Annotated in this window: 18 protein-coding genes; 16 read left to right on the plus strand and 2 right to left on the minus strand. The window is 73.0% G+C overall.

All coding sequences use genetic code 11. The features are described 5' to 3' along the window. The first annotated feature begins 28 nt into the window (after positions 1 to 28). From ABLE53_RS07735 to ABLE53_RS07755, 5 genes are all read left to right on the plus strand, one after another. Positions 29 to 997, plus strand: coding sequence for an RNA polymerase subunit sigma-70 (locus tag ABLE53_RS07735; protein WP_348858199.1), 969 nt, complete (start codon positions 29 to 31; stop codon positions 995 to 997). Positions 998 to 1,064: 67 nt separating this feature from the next. Continuing rightward, on the plus strand, positions 1,065 to 1,619 hold the full coding sequence (locus ABLE53_RS07740) for a dihydrofolate reductase family protein (protein ID WP_348858200.1): 555 nt from the start codon (positions 1,065 to 1,067) through the stop codon (positions 1,617 to 1,619). Between the two features lie 78 nt (positions 1,620 to 1,697). Next, positions 1,698 to 3,203, plus strand: coding sequence for an MFS transporter (locus ABLE53_RS07745; protein WP_348858201.1), 1,506 nt, complete (start codon positions 1,698 to 1,700; stop codon positions 3,201 to 3,203). 43 nt (positions 3,204 to 3,246) lie between these two features. Then, positions 3,247 to 4,533, plus strand: a complete 1,287-nt coding sequence (locus ABLE53_RS07750) for an MFS transporter (RefSeq protein ID WP_348858202.1) — start codon at positions 3,247 to 3,249, stop codon at positions 4,531 to 4,533. A 111-nt stretch (positions 4,534 to 4,644) separates the two neighbouring features. After that, a complete protein-coding gene (locus ABLE53_RS07755) occupies positions 4,645 to 5,214 on the plus strand; it encodes a hypothetical protein (protein WP_348858203.1) in 570 nt (189 codons plus the stop codon). A gap of 54 nt (positions 5,215 to 5,268) precedes the next feature. Here ABLE53_RS07755 and ABLE53_RS07760 read toward each other — a convergent pair whose 3' ends face one another. Beyond that, a complete protein-coding gene (locus tag ABLE53_RS07760) occupies positions 5,269 to 6,117 on the minus strand; it encodes an aldo/keto reductase (RefSeq protein ID WP_348858205.1) in 849 nt (282 codons plus the stop codon). Positions 6,118 to 6,178: 61 nt separating this feature from the next. Between ABLE53_RS07760 and ABLE53_RS07765 the strand changes: the two genes are divergently transcribed. Genes ABLE53_RS07765 through ABLE53_RS07775 form a run of 3 tightly spaced genes read left to right on the plus strand, consistent with a single transcriptional unit; the run spans position 6,179 to position 8,708 of the window. Further along, a complete protein-coding gene (locus ABLE53_RS07765) occupies positions 6,179 to 6,634 on the plus strand; it encodes an NUDIX hydrolase (protein ID WP_348858206.1) in 456 nt (151 codons plus the stop codon). A 22-nt stretch (positions 6,635 to 6,656) separates the two neighbouring features. Further along, entirely contained in the window at positions 6,657 to 7,748 is a 1,092-nt protein-coding gene (locus ABLE53_RS07770) for a CapA family protein (RefSeq protein ID WP_348858207.1), read from the plus strand. A gap of 21 nt (positions 7,749 to 7,769) precedes the next feature. Further along, positions 7,770 to 8,708 carry an NADP-dependent oxidoreductase gene (locus tag ABLE53_RS07775; RefSeq protein WP_348858208.1) on the plus strand — a complete coding sequence of 313 codons (939 nt, stop codon included), beginning with the start codon at positions 7,770 to 7,772 and terminating at the stop codon, positions 8,706 to 8,708. Here the strand turns inward: ABLE53_RS07775 and ABLE53_RS07780 are convergent. Continuing rightward, the gene (locus ABLE53_RS07780) at positions 8,701 to 9,687 is read right to left on the minus strand and encodes a M28 family metallopeptidase (RefSeq protein ID WP_348858210.1); all 987 of its coding nucleotides are present in this window, start codon (positions 9,685 to 9,687) and stop codon (positions 8,701 to 8,703) included. The genes ABLE53_RS07775 and ABLE53_RS07780 overlap by 8 nt on opposite strands. Positions 9,688 to 9,900: 213 nt before the next feature. Here ABLE53_RS07780 and dnaK point away from each other — a divergent pair, with 213 nt between their 5' ends. The 8 genes from dnaK (at position 9,901) to ABLE53_RS07820 (ending at position 17,284) form a co-directional block, all read left to right on the plus strand. Continuing rightward, the gene (dnaK, locus tag ABLE53_RS07785; RefSeq protein ID WP_348858211.1) at positions 9,901 to 11,748 is read left to right on the plus strand and encodes a molecular chaperone DnaK; all 1,848 of its coding nucleotides are present in this window, start codon (positions 9,901 to 9,903) and stop codon (positions 11,746 to 11,748) included. Continuing rightward, the gene (gene grpE / locus ABLE53_RS07790) at positions 11,745 to 12,386 is read left to right on the plus strand and encodes a nucleotide exchange factor GrpE (protein ID WP_348858212.1); all 642 of its coding nucleotides are present in this window, start codon (positions 11,745 to 11,747) and stop codon (positions 12,384 to 12,386) included. The genes dnaK and grpE overlap by 4 nt, the downstream gene beginning before the upstream one ends. Before the next feature lie 37 nt (positions 12,387 to 12,423). Then, positions 12,424 to 13,629 (plus strand): DnaJ C-terminal domain-containing protein, encoded by a 1,206-nt coding sequence (locus ABLE53_RS07795; protein ID WP_348858213.1) that lies wholly within the window; start codon positions 12,424 to 12,426, stop codon positions 13,627 to 13,629. Next, positions 13,629 to 14,066: a heat shock protein transcriptional repressor HspR gene (locus ABLE53_RS07800; RefSeq protein WP_348858215.1), complete on the plus strand. Its 438-nt coding sequence runs from the start codon at positions 13,629 to 13,631 to the stop codon at positions 14,064 to 14,066. The genes ABLE53_RS07795 and ABLE53_RS07800 overlap by 1 nt, the downstream gene beginning before the upstream one ends. Before the next feature lie 272 nt (positions 14,067 to 14,338). After that, positions 14,339 to 14,872 carry an alternate-type signal peptide domain-containing protein gene (locus ABLE53_RS07805; RefSeq protein ID WP_348858216.1) on the plus strand — a complete coding sequence of 178 codons (534 nt, stop codon included), beginning with the start codon at positions 14,339 to 14,341 and terminating at the stop codon, positions 14,870 to 14,872. A gap of 10 nt (positions 14,873 to 14,882) precedes the next feature. Continuing rightward, on the plus strand, positions 14,883 to 15,458 hold the full coding sequence (locus tag ABLE53_RS07810) for a hypothetical protein (protein WP_348858217.1): 576 nt from the start codon (positions 14,883 to 14,885) through the stop codon (positions 15,456 to 15,458). Further along, complete coding sequence (locus ABLE53_RS07815) at positions 15,455 to 16,756, plus strand: hypothetical protein (protein WP_348858218.1); 1,302 nt, start codon at positions 15,455 to 15,457, stop codon at positions 16,754 to 16,756. Before ABLE53_RS07810 ends, ABLE53_RS07815 begins: the two co-directional genes overlap by 4 nt. A 3-nt stretch (positions 16,757 to 16,759) precedes the next feature. Continuing rightward, complete coding sequence (locus tag ABLE53_RS07820) at positions 16,760 to 17,284, plus strand: signal peptidase I (protein WP_348858219.1); 525 nt, start codon at positions 16,760 to 16,762, stop codon at positions 17,282 to 17,284.

Below are 17,284 nucleotides of genomic sequence, written 5' to 3' on the forward strand. Positions count from 1 at the left end.
GACCGTGCCGACGGTGCAGACTTCGACCATGGCGTCGCAGGAGTTCGGGGTGGCGATCGAGTCCCACCGCCGTGAGCTCACGGTGCACTGCTACCGAATGCTCGGCTCGGTCCACGACGCCGAGGACCTGGTCCAGGAGACCCTGCTGCGGGCGTGGCGGGCGGCCGACTCGTACGACGCGAGCCGGGCAACGCTGCGGACCTGGCTGCACCGGATCGCGACCAATGCCTGTCTCAACGCCCTCGCGAGCCGGGCGTCGCGCCCGCTGCCGTCCGGCGTGGGCGAGCGGTTCGAGGATCCCGACGCCGCGTTCGCGCCCGCTCTCGAGGTGCCCTGGCTGCAGCCCTTCCCGACCGGTCCGGAGGCCAGCGCGGTCGAGCGCAGCCGGCTCCGGCTCGCGCTGGTGGCCGCGCTCCAGCTCCTCCCGGCGAGGCAGCGCGCCGCCCTGCTGCTGCGCGAGGCACTCGACCTGCCCGCCGCCGAGGTCGCCGACGCCCTCGGCCTGACGACCGCGGCGGTCAACAGCGCCCTCCAGCGCGCCCGCGCGACCCTCGCCCACGCGGGTGTCGATCCCGACACCGCCGCCGAGCCCGCCGACGTCCAGCGCCGCGTCGTCGACCGCTACATGGCCGCCTTCGAGCGCGCCGACGTCGCCGCCCTCACGGCGCTCCTCGCCGACGAGGTCGTCCTGGAGATGCCGCCGATGTGGAACTGGTACGCCGGTCGGCAGCCGTACGCCGGCTTCATGCGGCGGGTCTACCGGACCAGGGGCACGAGCTGGCAGCACCGTCCGCTCTGGGCCAACGGCGAGGCCGGCGTCGCGGCGTACGCCGGCGGGCGGCTGCACACCGTCCAGCTGTTCACCACCGCGGGCGACCTGGTCGTACGCACGACCGTCTACCAGGATCCTGACGTCTTCGCGCTCTTCGACCTGCCTGCGGAGATGCCGCCCGCGACCCCTGAGAGAGCGCAGACGATCTCCACCTGTCGCCGATGAGTCCGGCTCCTCCCACCGGTACGTACACACGAGACCGGCACCGGGCCGGGCGAGCGAAGGAGAGACCATGGGCGAGATCGTCGTCATCCAGTACGTCACCCTCGACGGGGTCGTCGAGGACCCCGACGGCCGCGGCGGGACCGAGCACGGGGGCTGGGCGTTCCGGTTCGGTCCGGAGGCGATCGCCGGGGACAAGTTCCGGCTCGGCCCTCTGCTGCAGAGCGCCGAGCTGGTCTTCGGCCGGCGCACGTGGGAGCACTTCGCCACGCTGTGGCCGACCCGCTCCGACCCGTTCGCGGGCGCGATGAACGCCGCCCGCAAGGCGGTGGTCACCTCGTCCGAGTGCGACCTCGGGAAGTGGGCGAACTCGACGGTGGTCGCAGACGGCGTCGACGGCGTCGCTCGGCTCGCGACGGAGCGGGACGTCGTGGTCATCGGGAGCACGAGCCTCGTCCACGCGCTTGCCGAGTCTGGCGACGTGGACGAGTACCGACTCATCATCTTCCCCACCGCACTCGGCACCGGGCGCCGACTCTTCGCGCGGCCGGCCGACCTCGAGCTGGTCTCCGCGGAGGCGGTGGGGGCGGGGGTGCTCGCGCGCTACCGGCCGGTCCCCGGCTGAGCCTGCTGAGCCGCATCGCCGGCCGCGCCCCCGGTTACCGGGCCCGGCGGGACCGAGCCTGGCGACGGGAGGTGACGCGTGAGCGCAGCAGCGCGAGGGCGCTACCCCTTCGCCGTGGCGATCGCCCTCCTCGGGCTGGGCCCGAACGTCGTGCTCTCGACCGCCTTCGTCCCGCTCGAGACGCCGATCGCCACCTCGCTGGGCGCCGGGAGCACCGGCATCTCGCTCGGCATCGGCCTGAGCAGCGCGGCGTACGCCGTCGGTGCCGTGCTGGCGGCCCAGCTGGGCGAGCGGATCGTGCAGCGCCGGATCTTTCTGACGGCCGAGGCGGTGTTCCTCGCCGCCTCGGTGCTGACCGCGGCGGCCCCGGACCTCGCGGCGTTCCTGGTCGGCCACGTCGCGCAGGGACTGGCCGCCGGCGCGATGCTGATCACCTCGCTGCCGCCGCTGGTGACGAGGTTCGGCGCCCGGCGGGTGCCGCTGAGCGCGGCGATCGTCAACGTGGGGATCTTCGGGGCGAGCACGCTCGGCCCGCTCGTGGGCGGTCTCGCGGCAACCGGCGGCGGCTGGCGCTGGCTGATGGCGGCCGCGGCGGTGCTCGCCGCGGTCGGGTGGCTGGTCGCCCACGTCGGGTACGACGAATGGGAGCCGAGCGATCCGGAGTTCCCGATCGACACGCCCGCCCTGGCGCTGGTGGTGGTCTCGACCGTGGCGACCTTCGCCGGCGCCTCCCTCGTCGAGGGCCGGTCGCTCGGCTCCTGGGAGGTGCTGCTGCCGCTGGTCGGCGGCCTCGTCTGCCTGGTCGCCCTGCTGCTCGTGGAGTCCCGCAAGGAGGAGTCGCTGATCCCGGTCGGCGCCCTCGCGACCCAGCTCCCGGTGACCGGGATGCTCGTCGCGATGATCGGCGGTGCGGTCTTCGTGGCGGTCGTCGAGCTCGTCCAGACCCGGCTCGCCGAGGTGGAGGGCCGCTCGGCCCTCGACGTCGCGGGCGCGTGCTGGCCGACGCCGGTCGGCGCGGCGGTCGCCGCGCTCGTCTTCTGGCGGCTCTTCCCGACCCGGTGGGTGCCGGTGCTCATCGACACGGGGCTGCTCGCGCTCGCCGCGGCGCCGCTGCTGCTCCTGCTCGGGTCGGCCGCCGGCGTACTCGTCCCCGCGCTGCTCCTCCTCGGCTTCGGTGCCGGCGCGACGGTCTCGCCGGGTCTCTTCATCACCGGGTTCGGGCTGGCCTCGACCGAGCTGGCGCGCGCCTTCGCCCTGGTGCAGCTGCTCCGCTCCGTGGCGACGTACGCCGTCGCGCCGGTCGTCCTCGCGCTCGCGACCGCCGCCGCGTCGATGCGACACGGGATCGCCGTCGGTCTCGCCGCGATGGCGGCCGTCGCTGGCGCCGGCCTCGTGGCCGCCCTCCTCGTCCCCGCGCTCTCCGGCGCCCGTCTCCGCGAGCCCGACCTGGAGGCCTGGCTCGAGGGCGAGCCGGGGCTCCCGTCGCCGACGACCGGCACCCATGTGCGGCCGGCGGTCGAGGACCCGGACGCGGCGCCGCTGCTGCCCGGCCGGCTGCGGCGGGACCGGCAGCGGACCCGATAACGGGGAGGCGGTCGCCCGGTCCGGGTGGGACGATCTCCCGGCCATGACCTGGACCGACCGCCTGAGGAAGCTGCGGCTCGACGTCACCCCGCTGCGGACGTCGCGCGACTTCCGGCTTCTTGTCGTCGCCGGCACCGTCTTCTGGTTCGGGGGGATGGTCAGCTACGTCGCGATTCCGTACCAGCTCTACCGCCTCACCCACTCCTCCTTCGCCGTCGGCGCGATCGGATTGGCCGAGCTGGTGCCGCTGCTGGTCTTCGGGCTGTACGGCGGCGCGCTGGCCGACCACGTCGACCGGCGGCGGCTCCTGGTGTGGACCGGCGTGGCGCAGCTGGCGCTCACGGCGGTCCTGGCGGCGAACGCGTTGGGCGACCCGCAGATCTGGGTGATCTTCGCCGTCGCGGTCCTGCTGGCGTCGGCGCAGAGTCTGCAGCGGCCGTCGCGCGAGGCGCTGCTGCCGCGCACGGTCGCCCACGCGGAGCTGCCCGCCGCCAACGCGCTGAGCAGCCTGGGCATGGACCTCGGCCTGCTCGCCGGCCCCGCGGTCGGCGGCCTGCTGGTGGCGTACGTCGGCATCGCCTGGTGCTTCGTCGTCGACTGCACCGGCCTGGCGACGGCGACGTTGCTCTACGCGCTGATGCGCTCCTACCCGCACCGGGAGGACACCACTCCGCCGAGCCTCGCGGGGATCGCCGAGGGGCTGCGCTACGCGTTCCGCCGGCGCGACCTGCTCGGCACCTACCTCGTCGACATCGCTGCGATGCTGCTCGCGATCCCGGTCGTGCTCTTCCCCGCGCTGGTCGAGGACGTGTTCCACCGGCCGGAGCTGCTCGGGCTGCTCTACTCCGCCGAGACGGTCGGCTCGCTGGTCGCGACCGCACTGTCCGGCTGGACCGGCCACGTGCACCACCACGGCCGCGCGATCGTGCTCGCCGCGGCGGCGTACGGCCTCTGCATCGCGGTCGCCGGCGTCATGCCGTCGATCTGGCTGGTCGGTGCCGCGATGGCCGGCGCGGGCGCGGCCGACATGATCTCGGGGATCTTCCGCTCGACGGTCTGGAACCAGACGATCCCGGAGGGGATGCGCGGCCGGCTGGCCGGGATCGAGATGCTGTCGTACTCGCTCGGTCCCCTCGGTGGCCAGGTCCGCGCGGGTGTCACCGCGGACCTGTGGTCGGTGCGCGGGGCGATCACCTCGGGCGGCCTCGCCTGCGTCGTCGGCGTCGCCGCGACCGCCGCCTGGCTGCGCGGCTTCTGGGCGTACGACGCGCGTACCGACGAGTACGCCGTCGCGGAGCGTGCCACCCGGGCGGCGGCGGGCGAGCGGTGAGCCGCGAGCGCAGCCCGATTCGTCAGCCTTGCCCTCGTCGCGGAGAATGGGGCCCGCCGCACCGACTGCAGACCCGATGAACCGCACCCGTCGAACAGGGGGAACCGCGCCGTGAGCCAGGACGAGAAGCACCCGATCGCTGCGGGACTGATCGCACTCGTCGCCGTGGCCGTCGCGGTCGGCCTGATCATCGGCGTCGTCACGCTTGCGGCCACCCACGTCCTCGGCATCGGCGGTGACAGTGCCAAGCGATCCTCGGGTGCGGGCGCGTCGCTCTACCTCCCGACGCCGTCGCCGACCGACACGCCGAGCGGCCCGCTCGTGACGCTCACCCCTGACGAGACCGAGTCCGCCGAGCCCTCCGAGGGCGCGAGCAGCAAGCCCGAGAAGACGAAGAAGCCGGAGAAGAAGATCACCCTCCAGGCGGGCGAGCTCTCGGTCTCACCGATGCAGCAGATCGACCTGACCGGCGTCTACCCGGGCGGCGAGGGCGCCATCCTGCGCGTGCAGCGCCAGTCCGGCAACGGCCCGTGGGAGGACTTCCCCGTGCCGGACCTCGCGGTCTCGGGCGGCCAGTTCTCGACCTACGTCCAGACCTCGCGGCCGGGCGTCCAGAAGTTCCGGATGAAGGACATCGACTCCGGCGCCTTCTCCAACGTCGTCAAGGTCACCATCCGCTGACCGCCGCTCGGTCGGGCCCGGGTCACGTCGCCCGGGCCCGACCGAGGCCCCACGTCAGGCCGGGACGTAGTCGAACGTGTCCGGGTTCGGGCCGGTGCGGCCGGCCTCGCCCCTGTCGAGCGCTCCGAGCGAGGCGATCTCGTCCTCGGAGAGGGCGAAGTCGAAGACGTCGAAGTTCTCCGCCAGCCGCTCCTTGCGCGTCGACTTCGGGAAGACGATGTTGCCGAGGTCGAGCTGCCAGCGCAGCAGCACCTGGGCCGGCGACTTGCCGTGCTTCTCGGCGATCGTGGTGACGACCGGGTCGGTGAGCTCGCCGCCGCCCTGGCCGAGCGGCGACCAGGCCTCGACGTGCGCCCCGTGGCGCAGGGTCGCCTCCCGGGCGGCGCCGTTGCCGAAGTAGGGGTGCACCTCGATCTGGTTCACCGCCGGTACGACGCCGGTGCGCGACACGATGGTGTCGAGGTGGGCGGGCTGGAAGTTGGAGACGCCCACGGAGGTCGCCAGGCCGGCGTCGCGCAGCTCGACGAGCGCCTCCCAGGTGGAGGTGTAGTCGCCGCCGTACTCGGTCGGGAGCGGCCAGTGGATCAGGAACAGGTCGACCCGGTCGAGGCCGAGCTTCTGCAGGGACTCCTCGAGCGACGCCTTCGCCCGCGCCGGCTCGTGGTTGCTGTTGTTCAGCTTCGTGGTGACGTACAGCTCGTCGCGGGCGATCCCGGCGTTCTTGATCGCGGCGCCCACGCCCTCCTCGTTGCCGTACATCTGCGCGGTGTCGATGTGCCGGTAGCCGAGCTCGAGGGCGTCGCTCACGACCCGCTCGGTGATGTCGGCCGGCACCTGCCACACGCCGAGGCCGAACTGGGGGATGGTCGTCTGGTCGTTCAGGGTGATCGTGGAAACGGTCATACCCCTCCTGAACCCACTCGCCCTCGATCTATTCCGAGCGGTGTTCGGTCACAATGGAGGGGTGGCCGAGCCGCTCCACTACACCGAGTACGACACCCGGCTCGCGGCGTACGCCGTCATCGTCCGCGACGGGCAGCTGCTGCTCGCCCTGTGGAACGAGGACGTCGACCGCAAGCGCTGGACGCTGCCCGGCGGAGGAGTGGACCTGTACGAGACGCCCGAGGAGGGGGCGGTGCGGGAGGTCGGCGAGGAGACCGGGTACGCCGTCGAGCTCACCGGGCTGCTCGGCATCGAGACCGACGTGATCCCCCCGGAGGGCCGGATGCGCGAGACCGACCGGACGTTCAAGGCGGTCAGAGTCTTCTACGGCGCCCGGGTCGTGGGCGGCGAGCTCACCCACGAGGTCGGCGGCACCACCGACGAGGCACGCTGGTTCCCGCTCGACGACGTCCCCGGCCTGGCCCGGGTCTCGATGGTCGACACCGGCCTGCGGCTGCTCTCCGAGCGCTCCTGCTGAGTCCGCGCGGCATGCTGGACGCATGCGCCGAGCCGCTGCGGCCGTCGCGCTCGCCCTCGTCCTGACCGGCTGCTCCGGGAGTGCGCCGGAGGGCGGGGGTACGCCGTCGTCACCCTCGTCGGTCGAGCCGCCATCGTCGGTCGAGCCGCCGTCGCGAGCAACGAGCGGTGGAGTGTCGAGACCAACACGGTCGCCGTCGGCCGTCGAGAGGCCCACGGTCCGGCTGACCGTCGTCGGCGACCTGATGCTCGTGCGCGGCGTCCCGGACCCGGCGGCCGCGCTCGCGCCGCTGGCACCCCGTCTGCGCCGCGCGGACATCACGGTCGGCAACCTCGAGAGCACGCTGTCGACCGACGGCGCGCCGACCCAGGGCGGGGACTCCTTCGGCGGCAGCCCGGCACTGCTCGGGCCGCTCCGCAGCGCGGGCCTCGACGCGCTCGATCTCGCCAACAACCACACCGGCGACTACGGGAACCGCGCGCTGCTCGAGACCGTCGGCACGCTGCGTCGCAGCCCGATCGAGCCGTTCGGCGCCGGGGCCGACCTCGCGGCGGCAGCCGCGCCGGCGTACGTGACGCGCAAGGGGGTCACCTTCGCGTTCCTCGGGTTCAACGCCATCGGCGAGACCCCGCGCGCGACGCCGACGAGCCCCGGCGCGCTGAGCGTCCGGATGCCGCCGCGCACCGGTCCGCTCGTCCTCGCCGACCTGCGGGTCGTCACGCGGGCGATCCGGGAGGCCCACCGGCGGGCCGACGTCGTGGTGGTGCTGCCGCACTGGGGCACGCAGTACACCCACACCCCCGACCCGGTGCAGCACACCGTCGCGCGCCGGCTGGTCGCGGCCGGCGCCGACCTCGTCGTGGGCGGCCACCCGCACTGGACGCAGCCTCTCGAGCGGATCGACGGCGTACCCGTCGTGCACTCGCTCGGCAACTTCGTCTTCGACATGGACTTCATGCCCCAGACGATGGAGGGCGTCTTCCTCGAGGCGACCTTCCGAGGTGACCGGCTGCGTCGGGTGCGGCTCGTGCCCTACCGGATGGATCCTGGGAGCTTCGCGCCGCGGGTCGTGCGCGGTCCCGCGGCGGCGCGGATCCTCGCCGCCTTGCATTGACCGGCGGTATAGAACGGGGGCATGCGAGCCATCGGCGTGACGGAGTACGGCGGCCCCGAGGTCCTCCACGAGGTGGACGTCCCGCCGGAGGAGCTCGGTGAGGGCGAGGTCCGGATCCGGGTGACCCGGGCGACGGTCAACCCGACCGACACCGGGATCCGCGCCGGCCTGCGGTCGCAGACCGGCCGTCCCGAAGACCCAGCCGACGTCCCCGGCATGGAGGTCGCCGGCAGGGTGGTCGAGGTCGGCGAGGGCGTCGAGGGCCCGGCCGTGGGCGATCGGGTGATGGGGATCGTCGTGCCGTCGGGCACCCACGGCGCCTACCGCGAGGAGGTCGTCCTGCCCGCCGCCTCGGTGGTGCCGGTGCCCGCCGGCGCGAGCGACGCCGAGGCGGCGACCCTGCCGATGAACGGCCTCACCGCCCGGCTCGCCCTCGAGCTGCTGGGCCTCGAGCCGGGCCAGGTGGTCGCGGTGAGCGGCGCGGCCGGCGCGCTCGGGGGCTACGTCATCCAGCTCGCCAGGGCCGACGGCCTCACGGTGGTCGCCGACGCGGCCGAGAAGGACGAGGAGCTCGTCGGCTCCCTCGGCGCCGACGTCGTGCTGCCCCGCGGCGACGACTACGCGCAGGCGATCCGTGAGCGCTACCCCGACGGTGTCGACGGGCTCGTCGACGCCGCGCTCCTCAACGAGGCGGTGCTGCCCGCGGTCAAGGACGGCGGCACGATGGCGACCGTCCGCGGCTGGGCGGGCGAGGGCCAGGACCGGGTCTGGGTCCGGCCCGTCGGCGTACGCACCGTCGCGGAGCGCCACGACCTCCTCGACCGGCTCCGGCAGCAGGCCGAGGAGGGGGTGCTCACCTTGCGCGTCGCCGGCGTCCTGCCCGCCGCCGAGGCGCCGGAGGCGCACCGCCGCCTCGAGGCCGGCGGTGTGCGCGGCCGGCTCGTCCTCGACCTCACCTGAGCCACTCGACGACCAGCCGGGACGTCCGCCGCAGCTGGGCGGCCGACACCACCGAGGGCATGTCGGTGGGCGAGTGGTAGCCGGCGTACGACGTCCCGCCGAGGCGCGCCGCCGGCAGCCCGACCTCGGCGAACGACCAGTGGTCGGCGGACCGGTTGGGCACGACGGAGCACTGCGTCGTCGGTACGCCGGCGCGGCGCGCCGCGCGCACGAGCGAGCTCAGCGTCGGCTCGGGGCCGGTGGTCGCGGCGCACGCCGGCACCGCCGCGCCGACCCCGACCCGGTCGAGCGCGACCATGCCACGCAGGGTCCGCCGCTGCGTGGGCGAGAGCCCGGCGACGTACGCCCGCGAGCCGTAGTGGTGGTCGGCGTCGCTCGGCCCGCGCGGCTCCTCCGACCCGAACGCCACCAGGACCACCGGCAGCCGCGTCCGCCGGTCCCGGAGCGCCTCGGCCACGGCCAGCAGCACGCCGATCCCGGACCCGTCGTCCTCCGCGCCGGGCGACTGCGGCACAGTGTCGAGGTGGGCGCCGACCAGCAGCCACGGCCGTCCGCGGCGTACGTCGCCCCGGTCGGCGACCAGGTTCACCGACCGCCCGGCCGGCACCGGCACTCCCCAGGAGACCCCGCCCGGCGTACGGAACGGCTGCCGGCGGACCTCCCAGCCGAGGTCCGCGAAGCGCTCCTCGACCCAGTCCGCGGCCCGGGCGTACGCCGCCGACGTCCCCGGCCGCGGGCCGATCCCGCCGGCGAGGGCGCGGACCGCCGCCACCGCCGTCCGCACGCGCACGTCGTCGGGGTCCGCGCGCGGTCGGCGCGACGGCGCGCTCGGGCCCGCGGCCGACGGCGCCGGTGCCGAGGAGACGGACGCACTGGTCGGCGGCGGGCTGGGGAGCGGGCCGGGCGCAGGTCTCGACGTGCCGCCCCCGCACCCGGCGAGCAGCACCAGCCCGGCCAGCAGCACCCGCAACGGCGCCATGCGAGCGATCCAACCACCGCGCCGGAAATCGTCGACGACGGCGGGAATGATCGCCGCTTTGCCTTCGTTGCGATCAGTGAGCAAACTTGAGTTGAAGCGACTCAAGTTCTTCGCCTGATCAGCTATCAGTGCGAGGATGGCACGGACGGCCCCGCCGGGGCCGACACGAGTTTCAACAGGCAGTAGCAGCCAGACAGCGGAGGTAGCAACACCATGGCACGTGCGGTCGGTATCGACCTCGGTACGACGAACAGCGTCGTATCGGTCCTCGAGGGTGGCGAGCCCACCGTCATCGCAAACGCGGAAGGCGCGCGTACGACCCCGTCCGTCGTGGCCTTCGCGAAGTCCGGCGAGGTCCTCGTCGGTGAGGTGGCCAAGCGTCAGGCGGTCACCAACGTCGAGCGGACGATCAAGTCGGTCAAGCGCCACATGGGCACCGACTGGACCGTCAAGATCGACGACAAGACGTTCACGCCGCAGCAGATCAGCGCGTTCGTGCTGCAGAAGCTGAAGAGGGACGCCGAGGCCTACCTCGGCGAGACGGTGACCGACGCGGTCATCACGGTCCCGGCGTACTTCTCCGACGCCCAGCGCCAGGCCACCAAGGAGGCCGGCGAGATCGCGGGCCTCAACGTCGCCCGCATCGTCAACGAGCCGACCGCCGCCGCGCTGGCCTACGGCCTCGACAAGGGCGAGGACCAGACGATCCTCGTCTTCGATCTCGGTGGCGGCACGTTCGACGTGTCCCTGCTCGAGATCGGCGAGGGCGTCGTCGAGGTGAAGGCGACCTCCGGTGACAACCACCTCGGTGGTGACGACTGGGACGCCCGGATCGTCGACTGGATGGTCACCAAGTTCAAGAACGCCAACGGCGTGGACCTGTCCGCCGACAAGATCGCCGCCCAGCGTCTGCAGGAGGCGGCGGAGAAGGCGAAGATCGAGCTGTCGAGCTCGAGCGAGACCACGATCCACCTGCCCTACATCACCCACGGTGAGAACGGCCCCCTCCACTTCGAGGAGCGGCTGTCGCGCGCCGAGTTCCAGAAGATCACCGCCGACCTGCTCGACCGGACCAAGGCCCCGTTCCAGAGCGTCCTCAAGGACGCCGGCGTCAAGGTCTCCGACATCGACCACGTCGTGCTGGTCGGTGGCTCGACCCGCATGCCCGCGGTGACCGACCTGGTCAAGTCCCTGCTCGGCGGCAAGGAGCCCAACAAGGGCGTCAACCCCGACGAGGTCGTCGCCGTCGGCGCCGCGCTGCAGGCCGGTGTGCTCAAGGGTGAGGTCAAGGACGTCCTCCTGCTCGACGTCACCCCGCTGAGCCTCGGCATCGAGACCAAGGGCGGTGTCTTCACCACCCTGATCGAGCGCAACACCACGATCCCGACCAAGCGGTCCGAGATCTTCACGACGGCCGACGACAACCAGCCGTCCGTCGAGATCAAGGTCGCCCAGGGCGAGCGCCCGATGTGGTCCGAGAACCAGCCGCTCGGCAACTTCGAGCTGACCGGCCTCCCGCCGGCGCCGCGTGGCGTGCCGAAGATCGAGGTCACCTTCGACATCGACGCCAACGGCATCGTCCACGTGTCCGCGAAGGACCAGGCCTCCGGCCGTGAGCAGTCGATGACCATCTCCGGCGGCTCGGCCCTCTCCAAGGAGGAGATCGACCGGATGGTCCGCGACGCGGAGCAGTACGCCGAGGAGGACGCCAAGCGGCGCGAGGCCGTCGAGGTCCGCAACCAGGGCGACACCCTCCTCTACACCACCGAGAAGTTCCTCACCGACAACGGCGAGAAGATCCCGGAGGACGTCAAGACCGAGGTCCAGACCGACCTCGACGCCCTCAAGGCCCTGCTCGAGAAGGAGGACTCCTCCACCGACGAGATCAAGGGGGCGATCACCAAGCTCGGTGAGTCCAGCCAGAAGATGGGCGCCGCGATGTACGCCGCGGCCGACGCCGACCAGGCCGCCGCCGGTGGGACCACCGGCGCGACCGGCGAGGCCGACGACGACGTCGTCGACGCCGAGATCGTCGACGACGAGCCGGGCGAGGACAAGTGACTGAGGACCGCCGCGCCGAGACCCCGGACGCCCCCGTCGAGGAGACGGCGGCGCCCGGGGCCGAGGCCGACACCGAACCGGGAGGCACCGCGGCCCCGCCCGAGGCGGACGTCGAGCCAGGCGAGACGTCCCGCGGGGCGGGCTCGGCCTCCGGGGAGGAGCACGCCCCGGAGGCGGACGCCCTCGAGGCCGAGACCGTCGAGGACGACCTGACCGCCGCGCAGCGGGCGGTGACGGAGCTGACCGCCGACCTGCAGCGGCTCCAGGCCGAGTACCTCAACTACAAGCGCCGGGTCGACCGCGACCGCGAGCTGATCAGCCAGAACGCCACGTTCAAGGTGCTCAGCCCGATCATCGAGGTGCTCGACACCATCGACCGGGCCCGCGAGCACGGCGAGGTGGAGGGTGGCTTCAAGGCCGTCGCCGACCAGCTCGAGCGGATCGTCAGCAACCTCGGGCTCACCAGGTTCGGCGAGCCGGGGGAGCCGTTCGACCCGACGATCCACGAGGCGCTCAGCCACATGGGGACCGACCCGGACGTCAAGGAGACGACCGTCAAGGTGCTCGCGAAGGCCGGCTATCGCATCGGCGACCGGGTCGTCCGCGCCGCGCAGGTGCTGGTCGTCGACCCGGAGTAGGAAGTAAGCAGGAGAGCAGGGGAAGGGAGGCGCGCGCATGGCAGGCAACAACGGCAACGAGGGCATCCGGCCCGACTGGGTCAACAAGGACTTCTACGCCGAGCTCGGCGTGAAGAAGGACGCCACGGCCGACGAGATCAAGAAGGCCTACCGCAAGCTCGCGCGCGCCAACCACCCCGACTCCAACCCCGACGACACCGCCAAGCACGAGAAGTTCAAGAAGGTCGCCGAGGCCTACGACGTCGTCGGTGACCCCGAGAAGCGGAAGAAGTACGACGAGGTCCGCTCGCTCTACGCCGGCGGGGGCTTCCCCGGAGGCTTCCCGGGCGGCACGACGACCACGACCGGCGGCCGCGGCTACAACTTCGAGGACCTCTTCGGAGGCGGAGGCGCTGGCGCCGGCGGTGGCCTCGGCGACATGTTCGGCGACCTGTTCGGTGGCGGCTTCGGCCGTGGCCGCACCCAGGCCCGTCCGCGGCCCACGAAGGGCGCCGACGTCGAGTCGACCGCCACGATCGGCTTCGTCGACGCGCTCGAGGGGCTCACCATCTCGCTGCGGCTGACCAGCGACGCCGCCTGCCCCGACTGCAACGGCACCGGCGGCAAGCCCGGCACCAAGCCGCGGGTCTGCCCCGAGTGCGAGGGCGCCGGCTACATCGTCCAGTCCGTGGGCGGCGGCTTCTCGATGAACGAGACCTGCCCGCGCTGCGGCGGCCGGCAGCTCATCTACGACGAGGCCTGCCCGACCTGCCACGGCACCGGCCGCGGCACCTCCGCCCGGACGATCCAGGCCCGCATCCCGGCCGGCGTCAAGGACGGCCAGCGGATCCGCCTCAAGGGCAAGGGCGGCGCGGGCGAGAACGGCGGCCCCAACGGCGACCTCTACGTCACCGTGCGGGTCACCCCGCACCGTGTCTTCGGCCGCAAGGACGACAACCTCACGATCGACGTGCCGGTCTCGTTCGACGAGCTCGCGCTCGGCGCCGAGGTCAAGATCCCGACGCTGACCGGTGCGCCGGTGACGCTGCGGATCCCCGCCGGGACCCCCAACGGCCGCACCTTCCGCGTCCGCGGCAAGGGTGCCCGCCGCTCCGACGGCACCACCGGCGACCTGCTCGCGACCGTCGAGGTGCAGGTGCCCGCCCACCTCGACGAGGCCGCCCGCGCCGCGGTCGAGGCCTACCGCGAGGCCACCGCCGACAAGCCGCTGCGCGCCAACCTCTTCGAGCAGGCGGCCCGCTGATGGCGAGCCGCAAGCCGACCTACACCACGCCGTCGCCGGACGCGGCGGTCTACGTCATCTCCGTCGCCGCCGAGCTCACCGGGCTGCATCCGCAGACCCTGCGCACCTATGAGCGGATGGGGCTCATCACGCCCGGCCGCACCGGTGGCGGCGGCCGGCGCTACTCCTACCGCGACATCGAGCTGCTCCGCTCGATCGCCGAGCTGACCTCGTCGGGCATCGGCATCGAGGGCGTACGCCGGATCCTCGACCTCGAGAACCGCGTCGCCGCCCTCCAGGCCCGCAACGAGGAGCTGCAGCGCGAGCTCGCCGCCACCCGCGACGCGCTCCGCCAGGCGGGCACCGCTCGGCGTACGCCCCAGCGGGCCAGCCGCCTGCCCGCGCTGCGCGACCCCGACCCCGGGCAGTCCCTGGTCGTCTGGCGTCGTCGTCCGTAGTCCCGGAGGACTACGCCGACACCCTCCAGGTCGGCCAACTTGGGACATAGTTGACGATTCGACTGAATCCGCTGCGAACCGGTGAGTAGGTTCCGCTTTCGGTTGTCTCGCACCGCCACCATCGATCGATCCACTGACCTCGGAGCTTTGGGGAGCTCACCGGAGGTCGTGCGCTGCGGGCAGCTGACCACGCACGCGCAGACGGACTCTTCCGCCGGTGTCTTCCGACGCCCGCGGACGGTTCCCCCTGTCGCACCACAAAGGGGACCATCATGAACAACTCACTCAAGGGCGCCATCGGCGCCGCCGCCGGGGTCGCACTGCTCCTCGGTGGGGCCGGCACCTTCGCCATGTGGAACACCACCACCAGCACCGACCCGGCGACGATCAACACCGGACAGCTCAGCCTCACCAAGGCCACCGGTACGTGGAAGCACGGCGGCGCGACGATCGACCTCAGCAGCTTCCACCTCGTGCCGGGCGACGTCATCACCTACACGGTGCCGCTGACGATCACCGCCACGGGCGATGACCTGAAGGCCAAGCTCACCGTCGATTCCGGCTCGATCTCGGGCCTGACCACCTCGGGCGACGTCACCGTGGCGACGGCACTCTCGAGCGGCGGCAGCGGCGTGACCATCGACCAGACCGACCACAAGTCCGCGACGATCACCGCCCCCGCGAGCGGCGACTACACGGTCGACGCCACTGTCACCGTCACCTTCACCGACGTGAAGGACCAGGCCGAGCAGAAGCGTGCGCTGACGCTCGACCCGGTGACGTTCGACCTGAACCAGACCGCCTGATCGGGCACCCATGTGGGGGGACCGGCGCGGTGAGCGCCGGGGCAGCCGCCGACGGGGAAGCCTCGTCGGCGGCGCCCTCGGCGTCGCCGCGATCATCATCGTCACCGTCGTGCTAGGCCTGGCCGGGACCGGCGGGGTGTACGCGCTCTGGGACGCGAGCGCGACGGCGCCCGGCGCCACGATCACGACGGGCAGCATCGGGCTGACCGTCGCCGGGCGCGAGTCGGCCGTGCTCACCGGCCTCGACGGGCCGTTGGCTCCGGGCGCGCAGGTGTCGGCGTCGGTGACGCTGCACAACACGGGCAGCGTGCCGCTGTCGGTCGGCGTCGCGTCGACGACGGGCTCTGCGCCGCTGGCCGACGCGCTAACGCTGCGGGCGGCCGCCGTACCCGTCGGGACGTCGTGTCCGACGAGCGCCGGCACGACCGGTGCTCTGGTCGGCTACGTCGCCCGGCAGCTCGTCACCCTGCCCGCCGACGGCAGCGAGGACCTCTGCCTCGTCCTCGCCCTCGACGGCTCCGCCCCGGTCACGCTCGCCGGGACGTCGGCCGACCTGGGCCTCACCATCACGGGGGACCAGGCATGACCCGCCGGCGTACCACGCTCGTGGTGACCCTCACGCTCGCCGTGCTGCTCGTCCTCGGCACTGTCGGGGTGGCCTCCGCCGCGTGGCGGACCCAGGCGTCGGTGTCGGGTACGCCGATGGCCGGCACGGTCGGTCTCACCGTCGCGGGGTTCGACGGGCTCGGCGGCACGCTGAGCAGCGGTACCCCGCTGTCCGGCGCGGTGACGGTCAGCAACACCGGCGGTCTCGAGCTCACCTCGCTGACCGCGACGGTCGCCGTCGCAGGCACGGGAACCGGCTCGGTCTCCGTCGCCGTCTGGCCGGTGACCTCGAGCACCACCGACTGCGGGAGCGTCCCGTCCGCCGTGACGAGCGGCACCTGGGCGTCGGCGGTCCCGTCGTGGCTCTCGGGCGCCACGCTGGCGGCCGGCGGCACGGCGACGTACTGCTTCCGGGCGACGACGACCTCGACCTCCGCGGCGATGGTGACGCCGACGGTCACCGTGACCGGCCACGCCGCCACCTGGGCGACCGCTCCGGTGGCCTCCACCTTCACCGAGACGGTGCCCGCGCCCACCTCGCCGACGACGGTGACGCCCGCCCAGGCCGGGATCGCCCCCGGCAACGCCTCGACGACCGTCCCGTCGGTGACCTTCCCGGTCGACGCCGACGGCACGCTGAGCAACCCGTACTACTTCTGCGTCGACGTCACCGTCGCGCCGGCGGCCGGCTCCGCGGTCTGGTCGCTCCGGATCGACACCACCAAGCCGCCGTACAACAGCCTGCCGCCCGCCTCCGGCTGGCGCTGGGAGACGGACGTGACGGTCAGCGGACCGACGCAGGGGATCCTCACCGTCGCAGGCGGCCGCAGCAACGCGACGATCACCGCACCGCTGGTCGTGAGGTTCTGCGTCACCCAGAAGGCGGCCGCCCCGATCATGGACGCGGGCCCCGGGACCTACTCGGTGAGCACGCCCCAGCTGGCGTCCTGCAGCGACCGCACCCGGGCCGCGAGCAGGTACGACGCCTGCGTCTGGACCGACGTCACCGGCCTCTACCCGCACTTCTACATCGGCTTCCACTACCAGTTCGTGCTGGCCGACGTGGTCAACGCCAGCTCCCTCGGCAGCGAGCTGAAGGGCCAGCTCCTCAAGGACACCCTGTCCGGTGTCGAGGGCGGGGGCGGAGGCATCGCCGCGACCGGCGGCGGTACGCCGTACACGGTCACGGTGACCTCGGACGGTGTCGGACCCAGCGAGGGCGCGATCACCGGCGGCATGACCCGCACGCTCAAGGCCCGACTCACCTCGAACGGCTGACCCATGACCCTTCGCAAGGCGCTCGCCACCGGCCTCAGCCTCGGCCTGCTCGGCCTCGTCCTCGGCCTGGCCGCTGTCACGGTCGTGGTGCCGAAGCTGGCCGGCGCCACCCCGCTGACCGTGCTGACCACCTCCATGCGACCCCATCTGCCGCCCGGCACGCTGCTCGTCGTACGCCCGCGGCCGGTCGACCAGATCCGGATCGGCGACGTCGTCACCTACGAGCCGCGCCCGAACGACCCCACCCTCGTGTCGCACCGCGTCGTCGGCATCACCACCTCGACCGACGGCACCCGGGTGTTCACGGTCAGGGGCGATGCCAACGCCGAGGCCGATCCCCCGGTCCGCGCACGACAGATCCGGGCCGTGCTGTGGTACTCCGTCCCGTGGCTCGGCTGGGTCAACGAGGCGGTCAACGGCCACTGGCGGCGGGTCGCCGTGCCGGTCGGTGCCGGCCTCTGCTTCGCGTACGCCGGCTGGATGTTCCTCGGTGCGCTCGTCCGCGGCGCACGCCGCCGCCCGGTGTGA

This window comes from Nocardioides asiaticus, from assembly GCF_040049175.1.
In the GTDB taxonomy this organism is placed as follows: domain Bacteria; phylum Actinomycetota; class Actinomycetes; order Propionibacteriales; family Nocardioidaceae; genus Nocardioides; species Nocardioides cheoyonin.